Source organism: Gryllotalpicola reticulitermitis (assembly GCF_042651345.1).
Lineage (GTDB): Bacteria > Actinomycetota > Actinomycetes > Actinomycetales > Microbacteriaceae > Gryllotalpicola > Gryllotalpicola reticulitermitis.
In genome coordinates, this window is record NZ_JBHSCN010000002.1 from 285,708 (window position 1) to 307,757 (window position 22,050).

General features: G+C 70.0%; 18 protein-coding genes. 9 read left to right on the forward strand and 9 right to left on the reverse strand.

What is annotated here, in order from left to right:
* Window positions 1–59 precede the first annotated feature (59 nt).
* The 5 genes from ACFOYW_RS01800 to ACFOYW_RS01820 are packed head-to-tail and all read left to right on the forward strand — an operon-like array spanning window position 60 to window position 6,494.
* Entirely contained in the window at window positions 60–1,430 is a 1,371-nt protein-coding gene (locus ACFOYW_RS01800; RefSeq protein ID WP_390226875.1) for an efflux RND transporter periplasmic adaptor subunit, read from the forward strand.
* Window positions 1,430–2,161 carry an ABC transporter ATP-binding protein gene (locus ACFOYW_RS01805; protein ID WP_390226876.1) on the forward strand — a complete coding sequence of 244 codons (732 nt, stop codon included), beginning with the start codon at window positions 1,430–1,432 and terminating at the stop codon, window positions 2,159–2,161. The genes ACFOYW_RS01800 and ACFOYW_RS01805 overlap by 1 nt, the downstream gene beginning before the upstream one ends.
* Complete coding sequence (locus ACFOYW_RS01810) at window positions 2,158–3,390, forward strand: ABC transporter permease (protein WP_390226877.1); 1,233 nt, start codon at window positions 2,158–2,160, stop codon at window positions 3,388–3,390. Before ACFOYW_RS01805 ends, ACFOYW_RS01810 begins: the two co-directional genes overlap by 4 nt.
* A gap of 28 nt (window positions 3,391–3,418) precedes the next feature.
* Entirely contained in the window at window positions 3,419–4,324 is a 906-nt protein-coding gene (locus tag ACFOYW_RS01815) for a DUF5666 domain-containing protein (RefSeq protein WP_390226878.1), read from the forward strand.
* Entirely contained in the window at window positions 4,317–6,494 is a 2,178-nt protein-coding gene (locus tag ACFOYW_RS01820; RefSeq protein ID WP_390226879.1) for an HlyD family efflux transporter periplasmic adaptor subunit, read from the forward strand. The genes ACFOYW_RS01815 and ACFOYW_RS01820 overlap by 8 nt, the downstream gene beginning before the upstream one ends.
* Before the next feature lie 15 nt (window positions 6,495–6,509).
* Here ACFOYW_RS01820 and ACFOYW_RS01825 read toward each other — a convergent pair whose 3' ends face one another.
* Genes ACFOYW_RS01825 through ACFOYW_RS01835 form a run of 3 tightly spaced genes read right to left on the reverse strand, consistent with a single transcriptional unit; the run spans window position 6,510 to window position 8,617 of the window.
* Window positions 6,510–7,304, reverse strand: a complete 795-nt coding sequence (locus ACFOYW_RS01825; protein ID WP_390226880.1) for a nitroreductase family protein — start codon at window positions 7,302–7,304, stop codon at window positions 6,510–6,512.
* 25 nt (window positions 7,305–7,329) lie between these two features.
* Complete coding sequence (locus ACFOYW_RS01830) at window positions 7,330–7,656, reverse strand: hypothetical protein (protein ID WP_390226882.1); 327 nt, start codon at window positions 7,654–7,656, stop codon at window positions 7,330–7,332.
* A 10-nt stretch (window positions 7,657–7,666) separates the two neighbouring features.
* Entirely contained in the window at window positions 7,667–8,617 is a 951-nt protein-coding gene (locus ACFOYW_RS01835; protein ID WP_390226883.1) for an NADP-dependent oxidoreductase, read from the reverse strand.
* Between the two features lie 141 nt (window positions 8,618–8,758).
* On the opposite strand from ACFOYW_RS01835, the gene ACFOYW_RS01840 reads away from it, so the two are divergent.
* Window positions 8,759–11,059: a transglycosylase domain-containing protein gene (locus tag ACFOYW_RS01840; RefSeq protein WP_390226884.1), complete on the forward strand. Its 2,301-nt coding sequence runs from the start codon at window positions 8,759–8,761 to the stop codon at window positions 11,057–11,059.
* A gap of 55 nt (window positions 11,060–11,114) precedes the next feature.
* On the opposite strand, the gene yczR is transcribed toward ACFOYW_RS01840, so the two are convergent.
* Window positions 11,115–12,551, reverse strand: a complete 1,437-nt coding sequence (gene yczR / locus ACFOYW_RS01845) for a MocR-like transcription factor YczR (RefSeq protein WP_390226885.1) — start codon at window positions 12,549–12,551, stop codon at window positions 11,115–11,117.
* A gap of 90 nt (window positions 12,552–12,641) precedes the next feature.
* Here yczR and ACFOYW_RS01850 point away from each other — a divergent pair, with 90 nt between their 5' ends.
* A complete protein-coding gene (locus tag ACFOYW_RS01850) occupies window positions 12,642–13,154 on the forward strand; it encodes a hypothetical protein (RefSeq protein WP_390226887.1) in 513 nt (170 codons plus the stop codon).
* Here ACFOYW_RS01850 and ACFOYW_RS01855 read toward each other — a convergent pair.
* From ACFOYW_RS01855 to ACFOYW_RS01870, 4 genes are all read right to left on the reverse strand, one after another.
* On the reverse strand, window positions 13,093–14,049 hold the full coding sequence (locus ACFOYW_RS01855; protein ID WP_390226889.1) for a YihY/virulence factor BrkB family protein: 957 nt from the start codon (window positions 14,047–14,049) through the stop codon (window positions 13,093–13,095). The two genes, ACFOYW_RS01850 and ACFOYW_RS01855, sit on opposite strands and share 62 nt — an antisense overlap.
* Window positions 14,046–14,831, reverse strand: coding sequence for an MBL fold metallo-hydrolase (locus tag ACFOYW_RS01860; RefSeq protein ID WP_390226890.1), 786 nt, complete (start codon window positions 14,829–14,831; stop codon window positions 14,046–14,048). The genes ACFOYW_RS01855 and ACFOYW_RS01860 overlap by 4 nt, the downstream gene beginning before the upstream one ends.
* Before the next feature lie 116 nt (window positions 14,832–14,947).
* Window positions 14,948–16,102, reverse strand: a complete 1,155-nt coding sequence (locus tag ACFOYW_RS01865) for a S1C family serine protease (protein ID WP_390226892.1) — start codon at window positions 16,100–16,102, stop codon at window positions 14,948–14,950.
* A complete protein-coding gene (locus ACFOYW_RS01870) occupies window positions 16,099–18,831 on the reverse strand; it encodes a cation-translocating P-type ATPase (RefSeq protein ID WP_390226894.1) in 2,733 nt (910 codons plus the stop codon). The genes ACFOYW_RS01865 and ACFOYW_RS01870 overlap by 4 nt, the downstream gene beginning before the upstream one ends.
* 109 nt (window positions 18,832–18,940) lie before the next feature.
* Here ACFOYW_RS01870 and ACFOYW_RS01875 point away from each other — a divergent pair, with 109 nt between their 5' ends.
* Complete coding sequence (locus ACFOYW_RS01875; RefSeq protein WP_390226895.1) at window positions 18,941–19,879, forward strand: AraC family transcriptional regulator; 939 nt, start codon at window positions 18,941–18,943, stop codon at window positions 19,877–19,879.
* Between the two features lie 84 nt (window positions 19,880–19,963).
* Window positions 19,964–20,302, forward strand: a complete 339-nt coding sequence (locus ACFOYW_RS01880; RefSeq protein ID WP_390226897.1) for a DUF7882 family protein — start codon at window positions 19,964–19,966, stop codon at window positions 20,300–20,302.
* An 81-nt stretch (window positions 20,303–20,383) separates the two neighbouring features.
* Here the strand turns inward: ACFOYW_RS01880 and aceB are convergent, their stop codons facing one another.
* The gene (gene aceB / locus ACFOYW_RS01885; protein ID WP_390226898.1) at window positions 20,384–22,024 is read right to left on the reverse strand and encodes a malate synthase A; all 1,641 of its coding nucleotides are present in this window, start codon (window positions 22,022–22,024) and stop codon (window positions 20,384–20,386) included.
* Window positions 22,025–22,050 lie beyond the last annotated feature (26 nt).

Here is a 22,050-nt window from a genome sequence, read left to right on the forward strand (position 1 = left end):
TATGCCGTCCATAGCTGCGCGATGACCTCGCCCAAATTCTTGGCCGCAGAGTTTCGCTCATGATGGCCTTCCTCTCGCGTCCACGCACGTGGATCATTACGGTCGTCGTCGTTGTCGTCCTCGCGGGAGCCGCCGTCTGGTGGTTCGGCTTCGCACGAAAATCCGACGCCAACGCGGCGACCCCCACCTCCACGACGCTGACCGTGTCGACCCGCACGCTCGAGCAGTCGGTCTCCGGGACCGGAACGCTCGCCCCGACCGTCGACCGCGACGTGAGCTTCGCCGCCTCCGGCACGGTGACGAGCGTCAAGGTGAAGGCCGGGCAGACCGTCAAGGCCGGCGACGTGCTCGGCACCGTCACCACCACCCAGGCGCAGGCCGACCTCGCGCAGGCGAACGCCACGCTCGCCACCGATCAGGCGCGGCTCTCGGCCGCCGAGTCCGCCAGCGACGGGTCGACCGAAGCCGAGGCGGAGATCACCGCCGATCAGGCGGCGGTCACCGTGGCGCAGGCATCCGTCACCTCCGCCGACGCCGAGGTCAGCGGCACCACGCTCAAGGCGCCCGTCTCGGGCATGCTCACGGCCGTGAACGTCGCCGTCGGCGACTCCGTGACCGGGTCGAGCGCATCGACCGCGGGCGCGTCGAGCAGTTCGGGCGGCGACTCTTCAGGCAGCGGATCCACAGGCACCGGCAGCGGCGCGGCGGCATCGAGCGGCTCGGCGTCCGCCTCGGGCACGAGCTCGTCGAGCGGGAGCTCGTCGTCGAGCACCGCGTTCGAGATCACCGGGACCGACTCGTGGACGACGCAGATCAGCGTCGCGGCCGCTCAGGTCAAGAACATCAAGACCGGCGACCAGGTGACCCTCTCCACCAGCGAGAACCCGTCGTTCTTCGGGACGGTGAGCTCCATCGGCCTGCTGCCGTCCACGACCTCGGGGGCGGCCACCTACCCCGTCGACGTCGCCGTGACGGGCAGCCCCAGCGAGCTGTACGACGGCGTCTCCGTCACCGCCGACGTGATCTACAAGAAGATCGCCAACGCGGTCGCCGTGCCGAGCCTCGCCGTCTCGCAGGTCAACGGCAAGTCGACCGTCACGAAGGTCGAGAACGGCAAGCAGGTGCAGCAGACCGTGACGACCGGACTGCAGCAGGGCCAGTACATCCAGATCACCGACGGTCTCAAGTCGGGCGACCAGGTCGTCCTCAAGATCGGCGTGCGACCGGGCGGCACGGGCACCGGCCGAACCGGTACGACCGGTCGCGGCACGGGCGGATTCGGCGCAGGATTCGGCGGCGGCGCCGGCGGCACGGGCACCGGAACCGGCTTCGGGGGCGGATTCGGCACCGGCACCGGCGGGGGCTTCGGCACCCGCGGCGGATTCGGCGGCAGCACGGGCACCAGCAGCACCGGCGGGTCGGGGAACTGATGGCAGACGCATCCGTCCTGTCGTTCCTCGGTGACGTCACCGAGCACGGACCGGTCATCAGCCTCGCGGGGGCGCGGAAGACGTATAAGACCGGATCGATCGAATACGAGGCGCTGCGCGGCATCGACTTGACGATCGACGCCGGCGAATACGTCGCTGTGATCGGACCGTCGGGAAGCGGCAAGTCGACGATCATGAACATCCTCGGCTGCCTCGACACGCTCACGAGCGGCTCGTACCTGCTCGCCGGCGACAACGTCGAGGACCTCGACGAGACCGAGCTCGCGATGGTGCGCAACCAGCGGATCGGATTCGTGTTCCAGCAGTTCCACCTGCTGCCGAGCCTTTCCGCATGGCGCAACGTCGAGCTGCCGCTCGTCTACGCGGGTGTTCACCGGGACGAGCGCCGAGGGCGCGCCGTCGCAGCACTCGAACGCGTCGGCCTCGGCGACCGGCTGGACAACAAACCGGGCCAGCTCTCCGGCGGCCAGCAGCAGCGCGTCGCGGTGGCCCGGGCTCTCGTCACGGAACCCACGCTGATCCTCGCGGACGAGCCGACCGGAAACCTCGACTCGCACTCCACGGAAGAGGTGCTGGGGCTGTTCGACGAGCTGCACGACACGGGCCGCACGATCGTGCTGATCACCCACGAGCACGACGTCGCCGCCCGTTCTCGCCGGATCGTCCAGGTGCGCGACGGGCTGATCACCGCTCAGGAGGTCGCCGCATGAACTGGACCGAGACGCTGCGGACCTCCTGGTCCGCGATCACGAGCCACAAGATGCGCTCGACGCTCACGGTGCTCGGCATTCTGATCGGCATCGCGGCGGTGATCCTCACCGTCGGCCTCGGCCTCGGCACCCAGAAGGACGTCTCGAGCCAGATCTCGTCACTCGGGTCGAACCTGCTGATCGTCTCGCCGGGCTCGTCGACGTCATCGACGGGCGTGCGCAGCGGATTCGGCACCGGCTCGACGCTCACGGAAGCCGACGCGACAGCACTCTCGTCGCGCGTCAACGCGCCCGACATCAAGGCCGTCGACGCCGAGAAGTCCACCTCGGAGGAGCTGACGGCGGGGTCCACCAACTGGACGACGACCGTCGTCGGCGCGACGCCGTCGTATCTCGGCGTCCGTGCGCGGACCGTGCAGACCGGCACGTTCCTCACCGCGCAGGACGAGACGGATGAAGCATCCGTCGTCGTGCTCGGGTCGGAGACGGCGCAGGAGCTGTTCGGCTTCACCGATGTCGTCGGGCAGAGCGTGACGATCGACTCTCAGTCGTTCCAGGTCGTCGGGGTGCTCGCCCCGTCCGGCTCGAACTCGACCAGCGACCTCGACGACACGGCCCTCGTGCCGCTGTCGACGATGGAGGCGAACCTCGTCGGCGGCTCGTCGGCGAACTCGGTCTCGACCGTGTATCTGCAGGCGACGTCGGCCAGCGCGCTGCCCGCCGCGTATCAGGAGGCGAAGTCGGTGCTGCTCACGCGGCACGACATCACGTCGACGTCCGACGCGGACTTCACGATCTCGAGCCAGGACGCCCTCGTGTCCACCGCGACCTCGGTGTCGAAGACGCTCACGATCCTGCTCACGGGCATCGCGGCGCTGTCGTTGCTGGTCGGCGGCATCGGCGTGATGAACATCATGCTCGTCTCCGTCACCGAGCGGACGCGCGAGATCGGCCTGCGCAAGGCGCTCGGCGCGCCGCCCGGAGCGATCCGGAACCAGTTCCTCGTCGAGGCGGCCACGCTCGGGCTCACGGGCGGCATCGTCGGCGCGGCGCTCGGCGTCGTCGCGGCGCTCACGCTGCCGGGAGTGATCGGCTCGTCGATCGAGATCTCCGGCACGGCGATCGGGCTCTCGCTGGTCGTCGCCATCGGCATCGGACTCATCTTCGGGGTCTACCCCGCGACACGCGCGGCACGCCTCGCACCCATCGACGCACTGCGCACCGAGTAGGCGCAGCGGAACCATGAGGAATCACACCATGTCCAGGAAACTCTCCTTCATCACTGCGGCCGGTGCGCTGGCCGTCGGCGCAGCGCTCGTGCTGAGCGGATGCTCGTCCCACGCATCCGCCAGCGCCTCCGGCACCACCAAGAGCAGCGCCCCGGCGCAGGGTCAGAGCGGCGGAGCCGGGGGCGCCCAGGGCGGCGCCGGCAACGGCACGATCGGCCAGATCGCGGCGATCAGCGGCAGCACGCTGCAGGTGCAGTCGAGCTCGGATCAGACCGCTGTCAACTACACCTCCTCCACTGCGCTCACCCAGACGGTGAGCGTCGCGCTGTCCGCCGTGAAGGTCGGCGAGTGCGTCACGGCGACGACGGCGTCGGCCGCCGGCTCGACCTCGAGCCCGTCGCCGTCGTCGTCGAGCGGCGCGGTCACGAGCGTCTCGATCACCCAGCCGAGCAACGGCAGTTGCACGGGGGGCTTCGGCGGCCGCGGCGGTGCGAGCGGCACGCGCCCGACGAACCGGCCGAGCTTCAACCCGAGCGACCGACCCTCCAACCGGCCCTCGGGCAGCCGGGGAGGTTTTGGCGGCGGCAACTTCGTCCTGCCGACCAGCGGCAAGGTGACGGCCGTCAGCGGCTCGACGATCACCGTCGACGCGCTCGACTTCCAGACGCAGAAGACCTCCGCCAAGACCGTGACCGTCGGCTCGTCGACGAAGTACACCGAGTCCGAATCGGCGACGTCGTCGGCCCTCACCGTCGGCAAGTGCGTCGTGGCACGCGGCTCGTCCGACGACTCCGGAAACGTCACCGCCACGTCGATCGCGATCTCGGCGCCTGTGAACGGCAGCTGCACCACCGGCTTCGGCGGCCGGGGCGGTTTCGGCGGCCGCAACGGCGGCGGCACGACCGGCGGGCAGAGCGGGACCAGCAATGGCTGATGTGAAGCGCAAGCGCGCCAGGCACCGCAACCGGGTGATCGTGGGCACGGCGATCGGCGTCGCCATCTGCGTGGCCGGCGGCGGTGTCGCGTGGGCGGCTCTGCGCCCGCAGGGTCCGAGCTACCGCACGGCGTCCGCCGTCAAGGCGAGCGTCACCGAGACGGCCGACCTCGCGGGCACCGTCGCGTCGGCGACGCGCGTCGACCAGGCGTTCCAGGTCTCGGGCACCGTCGCGTCGGTCGGCGTCAAGGTCGGCGACACGGTGACGGCCGGTCAGACCCTCGCGACGATCAGCACGACGAGTCTCGACGACGCGGTCACGAAGGCGCAGCAGTCGGTCACCACCGCGGAGCAGACGCTCGACGACGACCTCGACTCCGAGACGGCGAGCACGAGCAGCACGAGCGGCAGCAGCACGAGCGCGTCGACTGCGAGCGATGTGACGACGGATTCCGGCGCCAGCACCGGCTCCGACGGCCTCGCCTACGGCACCTTCGCCGCCGCCACGGTGGCCGAGACGGCCTCGGCAGCCGGCTCGACCACCGCAAGCACCATCGACTCCGACATCGCCGCGGTGAAGACCGCGCAGCAGAATCTCGTCGACCTCATCACGGACAGCAGCACGGGGATCAACGCGGTCACCTCGGACGTCCAGTCCGATCTGACCGCCGCACAGTCGACGCTCACGGGCCTCAGCGCGAGCGACGGTGCGTGTGCGACCTTCGCCGGGCTGCCCGCGACGACCGCGCAGGCGACGGCCCAGAGCGATCTGAGCGCGTGCCAGACCGCCGTCGCGGCGGCGCTCACCGGGGCGACGACGAGCAGCACCTCGTCCGTCGCCACGACGCTCAGCGACCTGGCGAGCGCACTCTCGACGCTCTCGTCGCTGCAGTCCCAGCTGAGCACTGACGAGAGCGCCCTCGACAATGCGGTCACGACGCTGCAGGGGGATGTCGCGAAACTGCCGGCCACCAGCCCCACCGCGACGCCCACTCCGACAGCGACGCCGACGGCGACCCCGCATCCGACGTCGACACCGCATCCATCGACGACCCCGCATCCGACGTCGAGCGGCACGCCGAAGCCCGGCAGCGGTTCGGGATCCGGCTCGGGCTCGACCGCGCCCGGCAGGTCCGGCAGCGGCACGCGCACGGGAAGCGGGACCGGCACCGGCACGACCGGCGGCAGCGGCTTCAGTGGGGGCACCCGCAGCACGGGCGGGACCGGTGGCTCGGGCGGAGCGGAATCCGGCACGGGAACCGGGACCGGCAGCGGGTCGAGCCGCACCGGCTCGGGCACCTCGGGACGCACCGGGTCGACCGCGTCCGGCTCCGGAACGGGCACCGCCGGAACGGGAACGGCGAGCGGACCCGCGAGCGCCGAGCAGATCGTCGCGGATCAGGCATCCGTCACCGCTGCGCAGGCGCAGCTCGCCGTCGCGCAGCAGAACACGAGCCTCGCAACGCTGACGACGCCCATCTCGGGCACCGTCGCGGCGGTCTCGATCACCGCGGGCGGATCGGTCGGCGCCAAATCCTCGAGCGATGTCATCTCGGTGATCGGCACCGACGGCTGGGTCGTCAACACCTCCGCCTCGGCCACGTCCGTCGGGCCGCTGAAGGTGGGCGAGAGCGCGACCGTCAACGTCTCGGGCGTGTCGGGTACGCAGAGCGGGAAGGTCACCTCGATCGGCTTCCTCAACACCGCGACGGGCTCGTCGACCCCCAGCTATGCCGTGGCCGTGGCGCTGAGCGGTGACGGATCGGGGCTGCTGAACGGCGCCTCCGCCCGCCTCGCGGTGAATGTCGACAAGGCGACGGGAGTGCTCACCGTGCCGAGCTCCGCAGTCCATCTCGGCACCGGCAGCACCTACACCGTCGACGTGCTGACCGACGGACGCGAGCAGGCGACCGAGGTCAAGGTCGGAGCGATCGGCACCTCGCGCACACAGATCACGAGCGGGCTCGCGGCCGGCGACAAGGTCGTGCTCGCGGATCTCTCATCGACGGTCTCGAGCGACAGCACCTCGACGACGACCGGCACCGGGCGCTTCGCCCGGGTGGGCGCCACGGGCGGCACCGGTCTCGGCGGCAGCCTCGGCGGCGGCACGACCAGCGGCTTCGGCGGCGGAACGGGCGGCTTCCGGGGAACCGGCGGCTTTAGCGGCTAGGTCACCCGGCCGTGACTACGAGGCGTCCCAGCCCTGCTGGGGCGCCTCGCACGTCTCGCGGAAGACGAACTGCGACGGCCGCTTCCGTTCGTGACTCGTCCAGTCGATCGTGGGACGGCGCGAGATCTCGGGCAGGTAACCGAGGCGGTACACGGCCATGAGCTCGAGCTCGTCGGGCACGCGCAGCAGCGACACGATGCGGTCCCACTGCCCGGGCACCTCCATGGGGAACGAGATGAACTGGATGCCCATGCCGAGTTCGACCGTCGTGAGCCACACGTTCTCCATCGCGGCACCCATGCTGAACACGGAGTAGAACGAGGACAGCTCGCCCTGCCGGTACTCGCCGCGATCGAGCATCACGCCGATGAGCAGCGGCGACCCGGCGACGAGCTTGCGATTCTGCTCGCCGAGGGTCTTGGGCACGTGCAGCAGGTTCATCAGCCTCTGCCCGTTGGGCGTGAACGCCTGCGAGGTGAACGGCCTGAGCGGCGCGGGCATCCGATCGAAGAGCATGCCGTCGCGCTTCTCCTCCATCTCGGCCTGCGAGAAGCGGAAGTACGGCTTGTATCGCTCGAAGAACGTGCCGTTCGACATCGCGGTCGTCATGCTCGTCCCGCTGATCTCGGCGATCTGCTCGATCGTCGCGCGGTCCTCGATCACCACGAAGCGCCACGGCTGGCTGTTCAGCTGGCTGGGCGCGCGGCTCGCGGCCTCGATGAGCAGCCGCTGGTGCTCATCACTGACGCGGTCGGGCAGGAACGGGCCGTTCGTCGTCTTGCGCCGACGCATCACATCAAGGAAGTCCATGGTCTCCTCCACACATCCGAGCGGCTCAGCTGAGCAGCGCGATGGCTGCCAGCACGTAGAAGGGCGCGGGCACGAGCCCGGCGATCGGATGCCTCGCCCCGCGCGTGCCGAGGAACGGGATCGACGCGAACGGCACGACCGCGGGCAGCAGCAGCCACCCGACGAGCGGATGCCGCCACCACGCCGCGACGATCGCCGCGGCGGCGAGCACGAAGGTGCTCACGTACAGCGCGTGATGGAGCCAGTGGAATCCGCTCGAATCCACGCGCCTGGTCGCGACGAGAATCCCGAGCGCGATGCTCGCCGCGTAGCTGACCGACGCAACGGCGAGCGCGACGGCGACGATCACCATGCCCGCATGCTCAAGGCAGCAGCACGATCTTCCCGCCGGGGTGGCCGGTCTCGATGAGGCGATGCGCCTCGGCGGCTTCGGCGAGCGGGAAGCTCGGCCCCAGCTCGACGGCGAAGCGCCCGTCAGCGATGAGCTGCGCGGTGATGGGGATCGACTCGTCGCGCACCGCGATGACCTCCGGTGTCATCGAGCCGGGCAGGCCCCCGCTGAAGACGGTGACGCCGTACTCGGCGGCCCAGTCTGGAACAACGAGCTCGACGACCCGCGCCGGGTCGACGACGAGCGCCAGTGACACCTCGATCGCCTCCTGCGTGCCGGCAGGGTCGAGCACTTTGTCGACGCCCTGCGGTGCGGCCTGGCGCACGCGGTCGAGCAGACCGTCGCCGTACGTCACCGGCACGGCACCGAGGGCGCGCAGCTTCGCGTGGTTCTTCTCGCTCGCCGTCGCGACGACCGTGGCGCCCCACAGCGTCGCGAACTGCACCGCCGCCTCCCCGACCGCACCCGCGCCCGCGTGGACGAGCAGCGTCTCGCCGTCGCCGAGCGCCAGGGATTTCAAGGACTGGTACGCCGTCGACGCCGGCACGCCGAGCGCGGCCCCCTGCTCGAAGGTCACGCCCGCGGGCTTGCGAGTCCAGCGGTTCGCCGGACCGGTGACGTAGTCGGCGTAGGTGCCGGGCTGGCCCCAGCCGATGACCTCGTCGCCGACGGCGAACGGAGCGCCCTCGCCGACGCCCACGACCTCGCCCGCCGCGTCGCTCCCGAGGCGGATCGGCGAGGCGATGTCACCGCGGGTGCCCTTGCGGATCTTCACGTCGACGGGGTTCACGCCCGCGGCGCGCACGCGCACGACGACCTCACCGGGCCCCGGGTCACCGACCGGCACATCGACGAGCTCGAGGGCCTCCGGACCCCCCGCCCGACTGACCAGGATTGCCTTAGCGACGGCGGGATAGCTCATGACCTCATCATTTCCCGCGCAGAGCCCCGCGAACAAGCCCGGTGCGCCGCGACGTGTCGAGGCGGCGAAGACCGCATGCGCGCCATGTGCAACCCCTGAACGAGTTACAGCCTGCGCCGGATTCATCGTATGGTCGAAGCGATGCGCTTTCTCAGTCGGTTCGGTGCGTTGATCGGGTTCATCGCGGCGGCGGCAGTGGCGGGAATCCTCGCAACGGCGACGATCGCTCCGCTCGCCGTCGTCGCCTCCGACACCGTCAACGGCACCGTCTCGACGTACTTCGCGCTGCCCGATTATCTGAAGATCGGCACGCCGCAGCAGATGAGCACGATGTACGCGCAAGACGGCCACGGCAACAACGTGGCGATCGCGAGCTTCTACTCGGAAGACCGCGTCGACGTCGCATCCGACAAGATCGCGCAGGACGTCAAGGACGCCGCGATCGACACCGAGGACCCCCGCTTCTATTCCGAAGGCGGCGTCGACCCGATCGGCACGGTGCGCGCGATGCTCGCGACCGCGGTCGGCCACGGCGGCAACGTGCAGGGCGGTTCCACGATCACGCAGCAGTACGTGAAGAACATCCTGGTGCAGCAGTGCGAGAACCTGTCGACGACCGCGAAGATCGACGCCTGCTACAAGCAGGTCGCCGGTGACACGCCGAAGCGCAAGGTGCAGGAGATCCGCTACGCCTCAGCGGTCGATCGCACCTATTCGAAGACGGAGGTGCTCACGGGCTACCTCAACATCGTCGGACTCGGCGGAACGGTGTACGGCGTGCAGGCCGGCGCGCGCTACTACTTCGATACGGATGCCGCGCACTTGACGATCCCCCAGGCGGCGACCCTCGTCGCCATCCTCAACAATCCGTCGAATCTGCGCATCGACCAGCCGAACGACACGGCGAACGGCGCGAAGAACCATTACGCGATGACCCTCGACCGGCGCAACTATGTGCTCGGCAAGATGAAGACGCACCACTCCATCTCCGAGACGCAGTACGAGCAGGCGATCAAGACGCCGATCACACCGCACATCACGCCGCAGGTCTCGGGCTGCTCGACCGCGTCCCACGACGCCGCCTACTACTGCTCGTACGTGCAGGACGAACTGCTGCAGGATCCCGCCTTCGGGAAGACCGCAGCTGAGCGCGCGACGAAGCTGGCGACCGGGGGTCTTCGGATCTACACGCCGTTGCGGCTCGACCTGCAGACCGCCGCGCAGTCGGCGCTCAGTTCCTACGTCCCCGCCAGCACGGCAGGCGCGGACATCGGCGGCTCCGACGTCACGGTGCAGCCGGGTACGGGGCACATCGAGACGATGGTGCAGAACACCAGATACAGCAACACGGCCGGCGCCGGCCAGACGAGCGTCAACTACAACGCCGACGAGAACTACGGCGGCGGCATCGGCTTCCAGACCGGGTCGACCTTCAAGGCGTTCAGCCTGGTCGAGTGGCTGCGCACGGGCCACACGCTCAATCAGTACGTCTCGACGACCGAGCACAGCTTCAACTTCTCCGAGTTCCACAACAGCTGCGAGAACATCGGCGACAAGGTCTGGAACGTCGGAAACTCGGTCGGCGACTTCCCGCCGCCGGAGATGACGGTGCAGGCTGCGACCGCCCAGTCGATCAACACGGCGTTCGCTCAGATGGGCAAGCAGCTCGACCTGTGCGCCATCGCCGGAGACGCGAAGGCGATGGGCATCCACGTCGGCCAGACGGGCGGCACCTTCTCCGAGTTCCCATCGATGATCCTCGGCGTGAACGACATCGCGCCCCTCACGATGGCGACCGCCTATGCGGGCTTCGCGGACAGCGGCAAGGTGTGCACCCCGGTCGCCATCACCGAGATCACGGATGTCTCGGGGCACAACATCCCGTTCACCGGCTCGACCTGCCACCAGGCGATCGCAGCCAACCTCGCCAACACCGTCGAATACGCGCTGCGCTCGGTGCTGCAGCCGGGCGGCACGGGGGCGACCGCCAACCCGAACGACGGCGTGCCGATGTTCGCGAAGACCGGCACGACCGACAGCGACGTCGAGAACTGGCTGGTCGGCGGAACGACGAACTACACCACCGCGATCTGGGAGGGCAACGAGAAGGGCCAGGTCGGCCTCCTGAACTTCCCGTTGCTGCAGGGCACAACCGGGTACACGGCGAAGTTCAGCATCGCCCACGCGCTGTTCTCCGCACTCAACCCGGCCCTGGGCGGTGCCGCACTACCGGGGCCCGACCAGACCATGGTCGGCAAGGTGCAGGCCCCCGCGCCGACGCATCCGGCCCCGCGCAAGACGACCATCAAGACCACGACCACGCACCCCGCCGGACCCACGGCACCCGCGCCGGCGCCTGCGCCTGCGCAGCCGAAGCAGCCGCCGGCGCCCAAGCCGCCTACGAAGCAGGGCGGCGGCAACGGGGGCGGCGGCCACCACTGATCGCCGGCCACGCCGCGGTGACCAGTGCAGCAGCGCCCGACTCGGCAGCGCCGGGCTACGCCACCGTGCCCGCATAGTCGAGCTCGCCGCGTGTCACGCGACGCACCGATGGCCAGATCTCGGCGATGAGCTCGATGCCGCGACGCAGAGCCACCGGATCTGCGGCGATCGGAATGCGCGCGTACCGCTCGAATGCCCCGTCGACGCCGAAGCGCGGTCCGGCGGCGATCAGCAGGCCGCGAGCGCGGGCCGCGAGCGCGAGCTGAGAGCTGACCGGCGCCCCGAGGTTCACCCACGCCGCCAGGCCTCCGTCGAGCCGCGCCGGAAAGGTCCAGTCCGGCAGCAGCTCCTCGATCGCGCTTCGTGCGACCTCGCGCCCCTCCCGCAGCTGGGCACGGCGCTCCTCGGCGACCTCATCGGATTTCGGCAGCAGGCGCGCCGCGACGAGCTGCTCGAAGATCGGCACGCCGAGGTCGGTCGCCCCGCGGCCGGCGGCGATGCGCCGCGCGAGCTGCGGCTCGGCGCGCACCCAGCCGATGCGCAGGCCGCCCCAGACCGACTTGCTCGCTGAGCCGATGTGGACGACGTCGGCGCCATGCCGCCCGGCGAGCGCCCCGAGCGGCGGGTGCCGGATGCCTCGATCGATGTCCAATTCGGCCGTCGCCTCGTCGGCGAGCACGGTCGTGCCCGCGCCCGCGGCGGCTTCGAGGAATCGCTCACGATCGCGGACGCTCATCGACCGGCCCGTCGGATTCTGGAAATCCGGGATGACATAGGCGACCGTCGGCGCCGATCGCCGGAATGTCGCCTCGAGCGTGTCGAGGTCCCAGCCGTCGTCGACCGTCACGGGCGTCGTGATGAGCCGCGCACCGACGTCACGCAGGCTGTCGAACGCGTTCGGGTATGAGGGGCTTTCGGCCCACACGCGGTCGCCGCGGGCGATAAGGGCCCGCGCGGCGAGGTGGATCGCGTTCTGGGAACCGGTCGTGATGACGATCTGCTCAGGATCGGTCGGCAGCCCGCGGCGCCCGTACCAGTCGGCGACGGCCGCGCGCAGCCCCGGCTGGCCTACGCCGTCGTAGCCGAGAGACCCGAAGTGACTGCGGTACTCATCGATGAGCCCGTCGTCGAGCACGCCGGTCAGCAGCCGCGTCGCGGGCAGCGACGCGTGGGTGAAGCTGATCGGCGCGTCGCCGGGAGCGGGTTCCTCCGAGCGGCCGTGCGGCAGCGCTGTCGTCGTGCCTGAACCCTGCAGGCTCGAGGCGTACCCGGCCTCGCGCAGCCGACGGTAGGCCGCGGCGACGGTCGTGCGACTCAGCTCGAGCGCAGCGGCGAGCTCGCGCTCGGCCGGCAGCCGGCTGCCGCTGGAGATGCGGCCGTCGAGCAGCAGCAGCGTCACGCGGTCAGCGAGCCCCTCGTAGGCGGGTGCTTCATTGCGCCAGTCGCCCAGCAGGTCGCGCAGCGCTCTCGCGCCAATTCGTGCAGATGCCATATAGCCAATTTATGCCATCTGGCCCTTGCCGTGCGCGCCAATTCTGAGATTGGCTACACAATGAACAGTCCCATTCCGGAAGGAGCCGCGATGAGCGTGTACTTTGGCTTGATCACCGCGGTGGTCTTCTCCATCATCTCGGCGATCGTCGTCGCCGCGCTCGGCTTCCGTGACGGCGACCGCGCGGGCGACGCGCGCGTGACGGTCCGCGCGGTGCACCCGGGCGGCGACGTGCCGGCGAGGTGCGCCGAGATCGAGGTCGACAATCGCCACGAGAGCCCCGTCGTGGTCTCCGCACGGTCGTGCCGGGCATCCGCTCTCATGCTGGTGTTCGCCTCGCCGAACTCGCGGCGCACGGCCATCACCCACCGTCGCGGTCTCGACGGCATCGAGCTGCTCGGGGCGGTCGAGGGGCACGGCATCCGCCGCTACGTGCTGCCCGTCGAGAACGCGCGCGGTGCGACCAGGGTGACCGTCTTCGTCGACCAGGTGGCGCGCCGCACGCGCGTCACCACGGCCACGCTTCGCCCGGCGCGCAGCGTCAGCGCATCAGCCGCATGGCCTCCGCACGCAGTCTCTCCTCGCGACGCTGCAGACGCCTGATGCGGCTGTCGTCGCGCGGGGGCAGCTGCAGGCGCTCGCTCGCGTCGACTCCCGACCGCAGCTCGCGAGCACGCTCGAGCTCGACGTCGTAGCCGGCCCCGAGCAGCAGCACGAGGTTCATCAACCACAGCCAGACGAGGAAGATGACGAGACCCGCCACCGAGCCGTATTCGCGGTGGAAGGTCTGGAAATGCGTGACGTACGCGACGAAGCCCAGCGACGCCAACGCCATGAGCACCAGGGCGGTCACGCCGCCGACGCTCAGCCACCTGAGTCGCGGCTGCTTGATGTTCGGCGTGCCCCAGTAGAGCAGCACGATGATGACGACGGCCGCTGCGGCGAGCAGAGGCCAGCGCAGCACCGCCCAGACGATGAGGCCCACCTGCCCCAGGGCCCACGGGGCGTGCGGCGCCTCGAGAAGCGGTCGCGAGAGCAGCAGCACGAACAGCACGATCGCGAGCAGTCCGACGATCGCGAGCGTGATGAGGAACTGGATCAGGCGCCGCGGCACGAAGCGCCGCCCTTCCTGAACCCCGTAGAGACGGTTGAGCGCGCCACTGAACGCCGTGACGTACCTCGACGCCGACCACAGCGCGCAGATCAGGCTCAGGATCGTGCCGACGCTCGCACCGCCCGTGCTCGCGAAGTGCTCGATTGTGCTGTCGAGCGGCTGGATCGTCTGCTTCGGCAGCACATCGCCCGCGAGCGAGATGAGGGACTGCGCGCTGCGCTGCCCCTGGCCGAGCACCCCGAACAGGCCGAAGATCGCGAGCAGCGCGGGGAACGCGGACAGGACGCTCCAGAACGTGAGGCTCGCCGCGATGTCCCAGCCGCGCTCGATCCCGAAGACGTGGATGGTTCGTTTCAGCGCATAGCGCCAGGCCGCAGGCTTCACCAGTCGGTCTCGAGTTCGATCGTCTCGCCCGGGTCGATCACCCGGAGCAGCTCGTCGAGACCGACCGCCTCGAACGCCTCGACCACCTCGGCGACGCCTTCGCTGAAGTGGCCCCACCCCTCCGTGTGCACTGGCACGATCCAATCCGCCTCAAGCAGTTCAGCCGCCTGCGCGGCACGCCGGCCGCTGAGGGTGAGGTTCGCGTCGAGGCGAGCCGTGCGCGCACGGCCGCAGAACAAGACCGCGCCGTCGATGGGACCGAAGCTGTCCGCGACCTCGTCGACGACGCGCAGCGATGCGTTGTCGCCCGAGACGTAGACGGTCGGCAGGTCCTCCCCCGTCAGCACGAAGCCGATCACGGGGCCCGACGACGCGTCGTAGCCTTCCGGGCCGTGCACCGCCGGCGTGCCGTAGATCGTGACGGTGGCCGCCCCGCCCGGCCGCTCGAGCTCGACGTGCTGCCATGGCTCGAGCGCACTCGTGTTGCCATTGATGCGCGCCGCCGCGGCGCTCGTCGTGATCACGAGCGGCACCTCCGCGAGCAGCGCGCGGCCCGCGTCGTCGAGGTTGTCGGGGTGCTGGTCGTGAGAGAGCAGCACGGCGTCGACGGGCGTGAGATCGGATGCCTCGATCGCCGGCCCCGTGAGCTTGTCGAGACTCCGCTGCCCGACCGGGTGCGGCCCCGGCGGATCGAAGGTCGGGTCGGTGAGCAGCCGCAGGCCGCCGTACTCGATCAGGGCCGTCGGACCGCCGACGAGCGTGATGCGCAGAGAATCCGTCACGCGCTCATCCTGGCGGCGCGAACTCGGAGTGCGCTACGGCTTGCGCTACTCCCGCGGGACTGCGCGCCACACCGCGGTGTGGCGCTGTCCCGCAGGAGTAGCGCACCGCCGCCGGGTCACTGGGTGCCCAGGGTGATCGTCGTCTGGTGCGTGGCGCCGTCGCGCACGTACTGCAGCGACACGCGGTCACCGGGGCTCTTCGTCGTCATGAGAGCCATCAGGGGATTGAGATCGTGCACGGGGTTCCCCTCGATGTGCGTGATCAGGTCACCGGTCCTGAGCCCTGCCGAGTCCGCCGGTCCGCCGGCTGTGACGGCCTGAACGAACAGCCCGACCGGCTCCCCCGCCTGCGACATGACGGGCGCGGCCTGGAAGCCGAGGTACGCGTAGCCGATCGGCTGGCCCGCGATGATCTGCCCCGCGACGTGGGCGGCCAGGTTGCTCGGCACGGCGAATCCGATGCCGACGCTGCCGCCGCCCGCCTGCCCGGCCGCGTTCGGCACGGTGGCGATCGCGGTGTTGACGCCGACCAGGTGGCCGTCGCAGTCCACGAGGGCGCCGCCCGAGTTGCCCGGGTTGATCGCCGCGTCGGTCTGAATGGCGCCGGCGAGCACGGTGCTCGACCCGGCGTCGCTCGGCACCGGCACGTTGCGGTCGAGGGCGCTCACGATGCCCGCGGTCACGGTGCTCGACAGCCCGAGCGGCGCGCCGAGCGCGACGACGGGCTGGCCGACGACGACCTTGTCGGAGTCCGCGAGCGAGATCACGGGCAGGTGCCGCGAGGTGCTCACCTTGAGCACCGCGAGGTCGGAGCGCGGGTCACGGCCCGTGAGCTCGGCGGGCAGCGTCGTGCCGTCCGAGAAGGTGACGCTGATCTGGCCGCCGCTCGCCGCGGACGAGATGACGTGGTTGTTGGTGACGATGTAGCCGTCGGCGCGGATGACTTCGCCGCTGCCGACCCCGCTCTCGCCGGCGGCGCTCACCGTCGAGACCGTCACGACGGAGGGCAGCACGCTCTGGGCGACCGACACGGCGTCGCAGCTCTTCGACGTCGCCGCCGCCGTGCCCGAGCCGCCGCCCGAGGTGGCGCCGGCGGCGTTGGTGCGGCCGCTGTGAAGCGAGAGGCCCGCGACCGCGCCGCCGGCTGCGCCGAGGACCAGCGCGGCGACGACCGTGAGACCGAGCAGCCAGCGCAGTCGCCTGCGGTCGGGCTGCAGCGGGCCCGACCCCGGTGCGGCGGCTGTTCCCGGTGTCTCGCTGGGCTCGCTCATGATCTCTCCCCAATCCCCCGCGTCAGTCTCTTATTCAGCTCCGCCAGCAGGAACACGGCGATGGCGAGCAGGGCGGCGAGCCCCCACTGATGCCAGCCGATTGCACCCGAGCTGAACCAATCGTGCATGAACGGCAGGTACACGAACGCCGCCTGCAAGACGATGAGCGTCGCCGCCGAGATGTAGATGACGCGGTTGCCGCGCAGCACATCGAGACTGAGGCTCGACTGATCGAGGAAGCGACAGCTGAACAGGTAGGCGAGCTGGCAGAGCGCGAGAGTCGTGACCGCGGTCGTCTGGGACTGGGCGACGGATTCGCCGTGCCCGTCCTCGAAGTAGAAGGTGAACATGGTCGCCGCGCCGATGAGCAGTGAGACGACACCGATGCGGACCGACATCCGCGCGTCGAGCAGCGGCGCGTTCTTGCCGCGCGGCGGCTGGTCCATGAGGCCCGGTTCGGCGCCCGCTCCGGCGAGGGCCAGCGACAGGGTGACCGAAGTCGCCATGTTGATCCACAGCACCTGCACCGGCTCGAGCGGCAGTGCGAGCCCTGCGAGCACGGCCACGAGGATCACGAGCGCCTGAGCGCCATTCGTCGGCAGCAGGAACAGGATCGATTTGCGGATGTTCGAGTAGATGCGCCGTCCCTCTTCGACGGCGCGCTCGATGGTCGCGAAGTTGTCGTCGGTGAGCACGAGGTCGGCGGCCTCTTTCGTCGCCTCGGTGCCCTTGAGGCCCATGGCGACGCCGACGTCGGCCTGGGTGAGCGCCGGCGCATCGTTGACGCCGTCGCCGGTCATCGCGACGACCTCTCTCTCGTACTGCAGGGCCGAGACGATGCGGATCTTGTGCTCGGGGCTCGTCCGGGCGTAGACGTCGACGTCGCCCGCGACGCTGCGAAGCTCCTCGTCGCTCATCGCCTCGAGCTCGGAACCCGTCAGCACTCGCGGCGCGGCACCCGCGATGCCCATCTCGCGCGCGATCGACAGGGCGGTGTCGGGGTGATCGCCGGTGATCATCTTGACGGCGATGCCCGCGCGGTGGCTCGTCTCGATCGCCACGATCGCCTCGGGCCGCGGTGGGTCGACGATCCCGATGACACCGATGAACTCGAAACCCGTGGCGACGTCGTCGTGCGACAGCTCGAGCTGCGCGGCATCCGCTCGCCGTCGTGCCGCCGCGAGCACGCGCAGGCCCTGCCGGCCGAGCTCGCTGATCTGCTCGTCCCAGTACGGCAGGTCGATGGGTGACGCCGAGCCGTCCGGGTTCGTCTGGGTGGTCGCGCGCGGGAGCACGCGGTCGGGCGCCCCCTTGAGGAAGACGAAGGCCTCGCCCGGTGCCTGCGGGGCGGCCCGGGCGGCGAGCACGGCCATGTACTTCGTCTCGGAGTCGAACGGCACCTCCGCGTCGCGGCGCCAGTCGCCCCCGTCGATGCCGCCCTTCAGGCCGAGCACCTTGAGCGCGCCCTCGGTCGGCGCGCCGATCAGGCGCCAGCCGGCCCCCGGCGCACCGTCGCCGCCGCTCTCGCTCACGACCCGAGCGTCGTTGCACACGGCCACCGTCTCGGCGAGCGCCCGCAGGTCGGCGTGTTCGGCAGTCGGCGCGGGCGCACCGTCGAGGGTGACCTGGCCGAGCGGCGCATATCCGGTGCCCTCGACCTCGTAGGCGCGGGCCGCGGTGCGCACCGATCGCGCCGTCATCTCGTTCTTGGTGAGCGTTCCCGTCTTGTCGGAGCAGATCACCGTCACCGAGCCGAGCGCCTCGACGGCCGGCAGGCGCCTCGTGATGGCGTGGCGCCTCGCCATCTGCTGCACACCGAGCGCGAGCGTGATCGTGACGAGGGCGGGCAGACCCTCGGGGATCGCGGCGACAGCGAAGCCGATGGCCGCTGAGACGATCTCGTCGAGGTCGAAATCGTGTACGAAGAGCCCGATCAGCGTCATGACGATCGTCATCGCGATGATCGTCCACGCGATCAGCCGGCCGAACCGGGCCAGCGCTCGCGCGAGCGGCGTCTCGACCGTCTCGACCTCGGACACGAGGGTCTGGATGTGCCCGATCTCGGTGTTCTGGCCGGTACTGACGACCACGCCCGAGCCCGTGCCGGCCGCGACAAGCGTGCCGGAGAACAGCATCGAGGTGCGGTCGCCCAGCTCGGCGGTGACCGCGACCGGGGCGGCGAACTTGTTCGACGGCTCGGCCTCACCCGTAAGCGCGGATTCGTCGACCTGAAGGTTCGCAGAATCGAGGAGCCTGAGGTCTGCAGGCACACGGTCGCCGGCACGCACGCGCACGACGTCGCCCGGGACGAGCTGTGCGGCATCCGCTTCGAGCCACTGACCATCTCGCATGAGGTGCGCCTGCGACGAGAGCATGCCGCGGATCGCATTAAGCGCCTGCTCGGCGCGCCCCTCCTGCACCAGCCCGATGACCGCGTTGATGACGGCGACGGCAAGGATGACGGCGAAGTCGACCCACTCACCGATGATCGCCTTGAGCAGTGCCGAGGCGAGCAGCACATAGATGAGCACGTCCTTGAACTGCAGCAGAACGCGCTTCCACCAGGGCGCCGGCCGCGGAGGCGTCAGCAGGTTGGGGCCGTACTCGGAGAGCCGGCGCGCCGCCTCCGCCGCGCTGAGACCCTGCTCGCTCGCACCCAGTTCTGCGAGGACGGCGTCACTGGGCGCCGCCCACGGTTCGATGGTCTGGATCGCGCGATCGACGTCCATGCGAACAGTATTGCCCGCGCCCTCGCCCCTCAGATAGAGCGTGCAACCTTCTGGTCGCGGCTGATCCGCTGTGGGATTTCTTACGGGGTGCCGGATATTGTCGACACCGATGGGGGATTTGGTCGAACGTATCTTCACCACGACCGATGTCGGTGAAGCCGAGGCACTCACACGGCGGATCTACCCGCGTACCGAGCTGCGGGAGTCCACGGGCGAATTCCACTATGAGCAGATCACCCGCGGTGCGGGCGGCGTGAACTTCACGCGCTTCAAGATCAACTCCCGAATGGACATCGCCGTCGACTTCGACGGCGTCGCGGCCTTCGGGCTGCGGCTCGCAGGCGGGTATGCGGCCGAGTCCAATCAGCGCCGCCTCGACTCCAGCCAGCCGTTCCTGTTCATCCCCGGCCCCGGATCGTCCATCTCGGAAGACCTCGACATCCTCATGGTGAACGTCGATCTCGACGTGCTCACCCGTGCGGCCGCGCAGCAGGCGGGAGCCGACTCCGCGAAGCTCGTGTTCCACTCGAACCATGCCGCGTCTCAGGCGCGACGGCAGCACTGGTTGCGCACGATCAACTACGCGTGGAACAACGTGATGAACGTGCCGGAGATCTTCCGCGACGCGGCGATCCGCGGCACGACGATCGACGTCGTGATCGCGGCCGCGCTCGCGGGCTTCGAGATCGAGACAGACCTCTCCCGGCCCGTCTCCGACTCGGCCGCCTCGACGGCCATCCGCCGCGCTGTCGCGTTCGTCGAGAGCAACGCGGACCAGCCGATCACCGTCGGCGACATCGCTGCGGCCGCCCGCCTGTCGGTGCGCGGGCTGCAGCTCGGGTTCCAGCGCTGCTTCGGCGTGACCCCGATGGCCTATCTGCGCATCGTGCGCCTCGAGGCGGCGCGCGCAGAGCTGCTGGCCGCCGACGGGTCGGACGACGGTGTCGCGACGATCGCGCGCCGCTGGGCGTTCGCCAACCCGGGTCGCTTCGCCGCGCTGTACCGGGCCAGGTTCGACGAGCGGCCCGCGGACACGCTGAGGCGCTGACCCCGGGCTGCGCATTCGGCACCCGCGCTGCGCGTAGCGGACACCAGATTTGGCCCCGGCCCCGCCGCACCGGACGCTGATCAGATGGCCAAGCTCATCTACGGGTCGTCGGCGAGCCACGAGTTCGACGAGCGCACCCTCGCGCACCTCAAGATCGCGATCACCGCGAAGCTTCGGGTACGCGAGTCCTTTCTCCTCAACTGGGTCGTGCCCAGTGATCGCGGGTCCGGTCGCATGAGCCTCTGGATCTCCCCCGACGTGCCCCTGGTCTTCGTCTTCAGCGACCCCAGGCCGCCGCAGCTCAACCGCGTGTGGCTCGACGCACTGTCTCGCTCGGCGCACGGCATCCGCGGCATGACGGTCATGGCGGAGGACGAGGCCGAGGCCTACCTGAAGGCCGCGGGCGCAGCTGCGGCGCCGTAGGCGGGAGAGAACGCACGATCGGGGAGACTGAATCCCCCAGAACGTCTCCCCGATCGTGCGTTCTCTCCCCCCGGCGCGCGCTCAGCCTGCGAGCTGCAGTGCCCCCGTGACGGCAGCGTCGGAGACGAGGTGGCTCGCGTACGCCCCGGTGGTCAGGAACGTCTGGAACACGTTGTCGTAGACGATCTCGCGCAGGATCTCTGCCGCGGCTTCGAAGCGATCGTCATCGGATGCCGGCAGCTCGGCCAGCAGATCCTCGAGCACCTCGTCGACGAGCTCGGCCGTGACCGGCGTGCCCTCGGCGGTGACGACTCCGTGCCGGATCCACTGCCACAGTTGCGAGCGGCTGATCTCGGCGGTCGCGGCGTCCTCCATCAGGTTGTCGATGGCCACGGCGCCGTTGCCGCGCAACCAGCTCTCGAGATAGCGCAGCCCGACCGAGACGTTGGTGCGCACACCGGTATCGGTGATCGTCGCCCCCGGGATGGGCAGTTCGATGAGTTCGCCGCCCTCGACGTGCACGTCCTCTCGCTGCCGGTCCACCTGGTTCGGGCGCTCCCCGAGCACACGATCGAACTCGGCCTGCGCGACGGGCACGAGGTCGGGATGGGCGACCCAGGAGCCGTCGAATCCGTCATCCGCCTCGCGCGCCTTGTCGGCGCCCACCTGCGCAAGCGCGCGTTCGTTCACCGCCGGGTCGCGCCGGCTGGGGATGAAGGCGCTCATGCCGCCGATCGCGAAGGCCCCGCGCCGGTGGCACGTGGCGACGAGCAGTTCGGTGTACGCCCGCATGAACGGCACCGTCATCGTCACCTGCGCGCGGTCGGGCAGCACGAAATCGGGCCCGCGATCGCGGAAGTTCTTGATGATGCTGAAGATGTAGTCCCAGCGGCCGGCGTTGAGACCGGCACAGTGCTCGCGCAGCTCGTACAGGATCTCCTCCATCTCGAACGCGGCCGTGATCGTCTCGATGAGCACCGTCGCACGGATCGTGCCGTGCGCGAGGCCCAGCGCGTTCTCAGTGAAGGTGAACACGTCGTCCCAGAGCCGCGCCTCGGTGCGATTCTCGATCTTCGGCAGGTAGAAGTAGGGTCCCGTGCCGCGTGCGATCAGCTCGCTCGCGTTGTGGAAGACGTACAGGCCGAAATCGACGAGACTGCCGGATGCTGGCACCCGCCGGCCGGGCCGCTCGACGTACTTGAGGTGTTTCTCGGGCAGGTGCCACCCGCGAGGGCGGAAGACGATCGTCGGGGTCGTGTCGCCCACGCGGTACTCCTTGCCCTCCGCGCTCGTGAAGTCGACGCGGCGACGGATCGCGTCGTACAGATTCGTCTGCACGGCGACCACGTTCGCCCACGTCGGCGACGAGGCGTCCTCGGCATCGGCGAGCCAGACCCGCGCCCCCGAATTGAGGGCGTTGACCGTCATCTTCCGGTCGCTCGCGGGGCCCGTGATCTCGACGCGGCGGTCCTCGAGGCCCGGCGCGCTTCCCGCAACCTGCCAGCTCGGATCCTCGCGCACGGCGCGGGTCTCGAACGGGAACTCGGGGTCGCGGCCCCGGGCGATGTCGTCGAGCCGGATCCGCCGTTCGGCGAGCCGCTCGATGCGCCGGCCGCCGAAGACGTCGTGCAGCCGGGTGATGAAGTCGAGCGCGGCCGGCGTCAGGATCTCGTCCTGGTGCGGGGCGGCCTCGCCGCAGAATTCGATGCGCGTGGTGGTCATCTCACTAGTCCTTCCGAGAGCGGTGC

Coding starts and splice junctions, on each gene's coding strand:
- ACFOYW_RS01805 (WP_390226876.1), top strand. CDS start 1,430: ATGGCAGACGCATCCGTCCTGTCGTTCCTCGGTGACGTCACCGAGCAC.
- ACFOYW_RS01870 (WP_390226894.1), bottom strand. CDS start 18,831: ATGGACGTCGATCGCGCGATCCAGACCATCGAACCGTGGGCGGCGCCC.
- yczR (WP_390226885.1), bottom strand. CDS start 12,551: ATGGCATCTGCACGAATTGGCGCGAGAGCGCTGCGCGACCTGCTGGGC.
- ACFOYW_RS01825 (WP_390226880.1), bottom strand. CDS start 7,304: ATGGACTTCCTTGATGTGATGCGTCGGCGCAAGACGACGAACGGCCCG.
- ACFOYW_RS01810 (WP_390226877.1), top strand. CDS start 2,158: ATGAACTGGACCGAGACGCTGCGGACCTCCTGGTCCGCGATCACGAGC.
- ACFOYW_RS01800 (WP_390226875.1), top strand. CDS start 60: ATGATGGCCTTCCTCTCGCGTCCACGCACGTGGATCATTACGGTCGTC.
- ACFOYW_RS01830 (WP_390226882.1), bottom strand. CDS start 7,656: ATGGTGATCGTCGCCGTCGCGCTCGCCGTTGCGTCGGTCAGCTACGCG.
- ACFOYW_RS01835 (WP_390226883.1), bottom strand. CDS start 8,617: ATGAGCTATCCCGCCGTCGCTAAGGCAATCCTGGTCAGTCGGGCGGGG.
- ACFOYW_RS01875 (WP_390226895.1), top strand. CDS start 18,941: ATGGGGGATTTGGTCGAACGTATCTTCACCACGACCGATGTCGGTGAA.
- ACFOYW_RS01840 (WP_390226884.1), top strand. CDS start 8,759: ATGCGCTTTCTCAGTCGGTTCGGTGCGTTGATCGGGTTCATCGCGGCG.
- ACFOYW_RS01865 (WP_390226892.1), bottom strand. CDS start 16,102: ATGAGCGAGCCCAGCGAGACACCGGGAACAGCCGCCGCACCGGGGTCG.
- ACFOYW_RS01815 (WP_390226878.1), top strand. CDS start 3,419: ATGTCCAGGAAACTCTCCTTCATCACTGCGGCCGGTGCGCTGGCCGTC.
- ACFOYW_RS01850 (WP_390226887.1), top strand. CDS start 12,642: ATGAGCGTGTACTTTGGCTTGATCACCGCGGTGGTCTTCTCCATCATC.
- aceB (WP_390226898.1), bottom strand. CDS start 22,024: ATGACCACCACGCGCATCGAATTCTGCGGCGAGGCCGCCCCGCACCAG.
- ACFOYW_RS01820 (WP_390226879.1), top strand. CDS start 4,317: ATGGCTGATGTGAAGCGCAAGCGCGCCAGGCACCGCAACCGGGTGATC.
- ACFOYW_RS01880 (WP_390226897.1), top strand. CDS start 19,964: ATGGCCAAGCTCATCTACGGGTCGTCGGCGAGCCACGAGTTCGACGAG.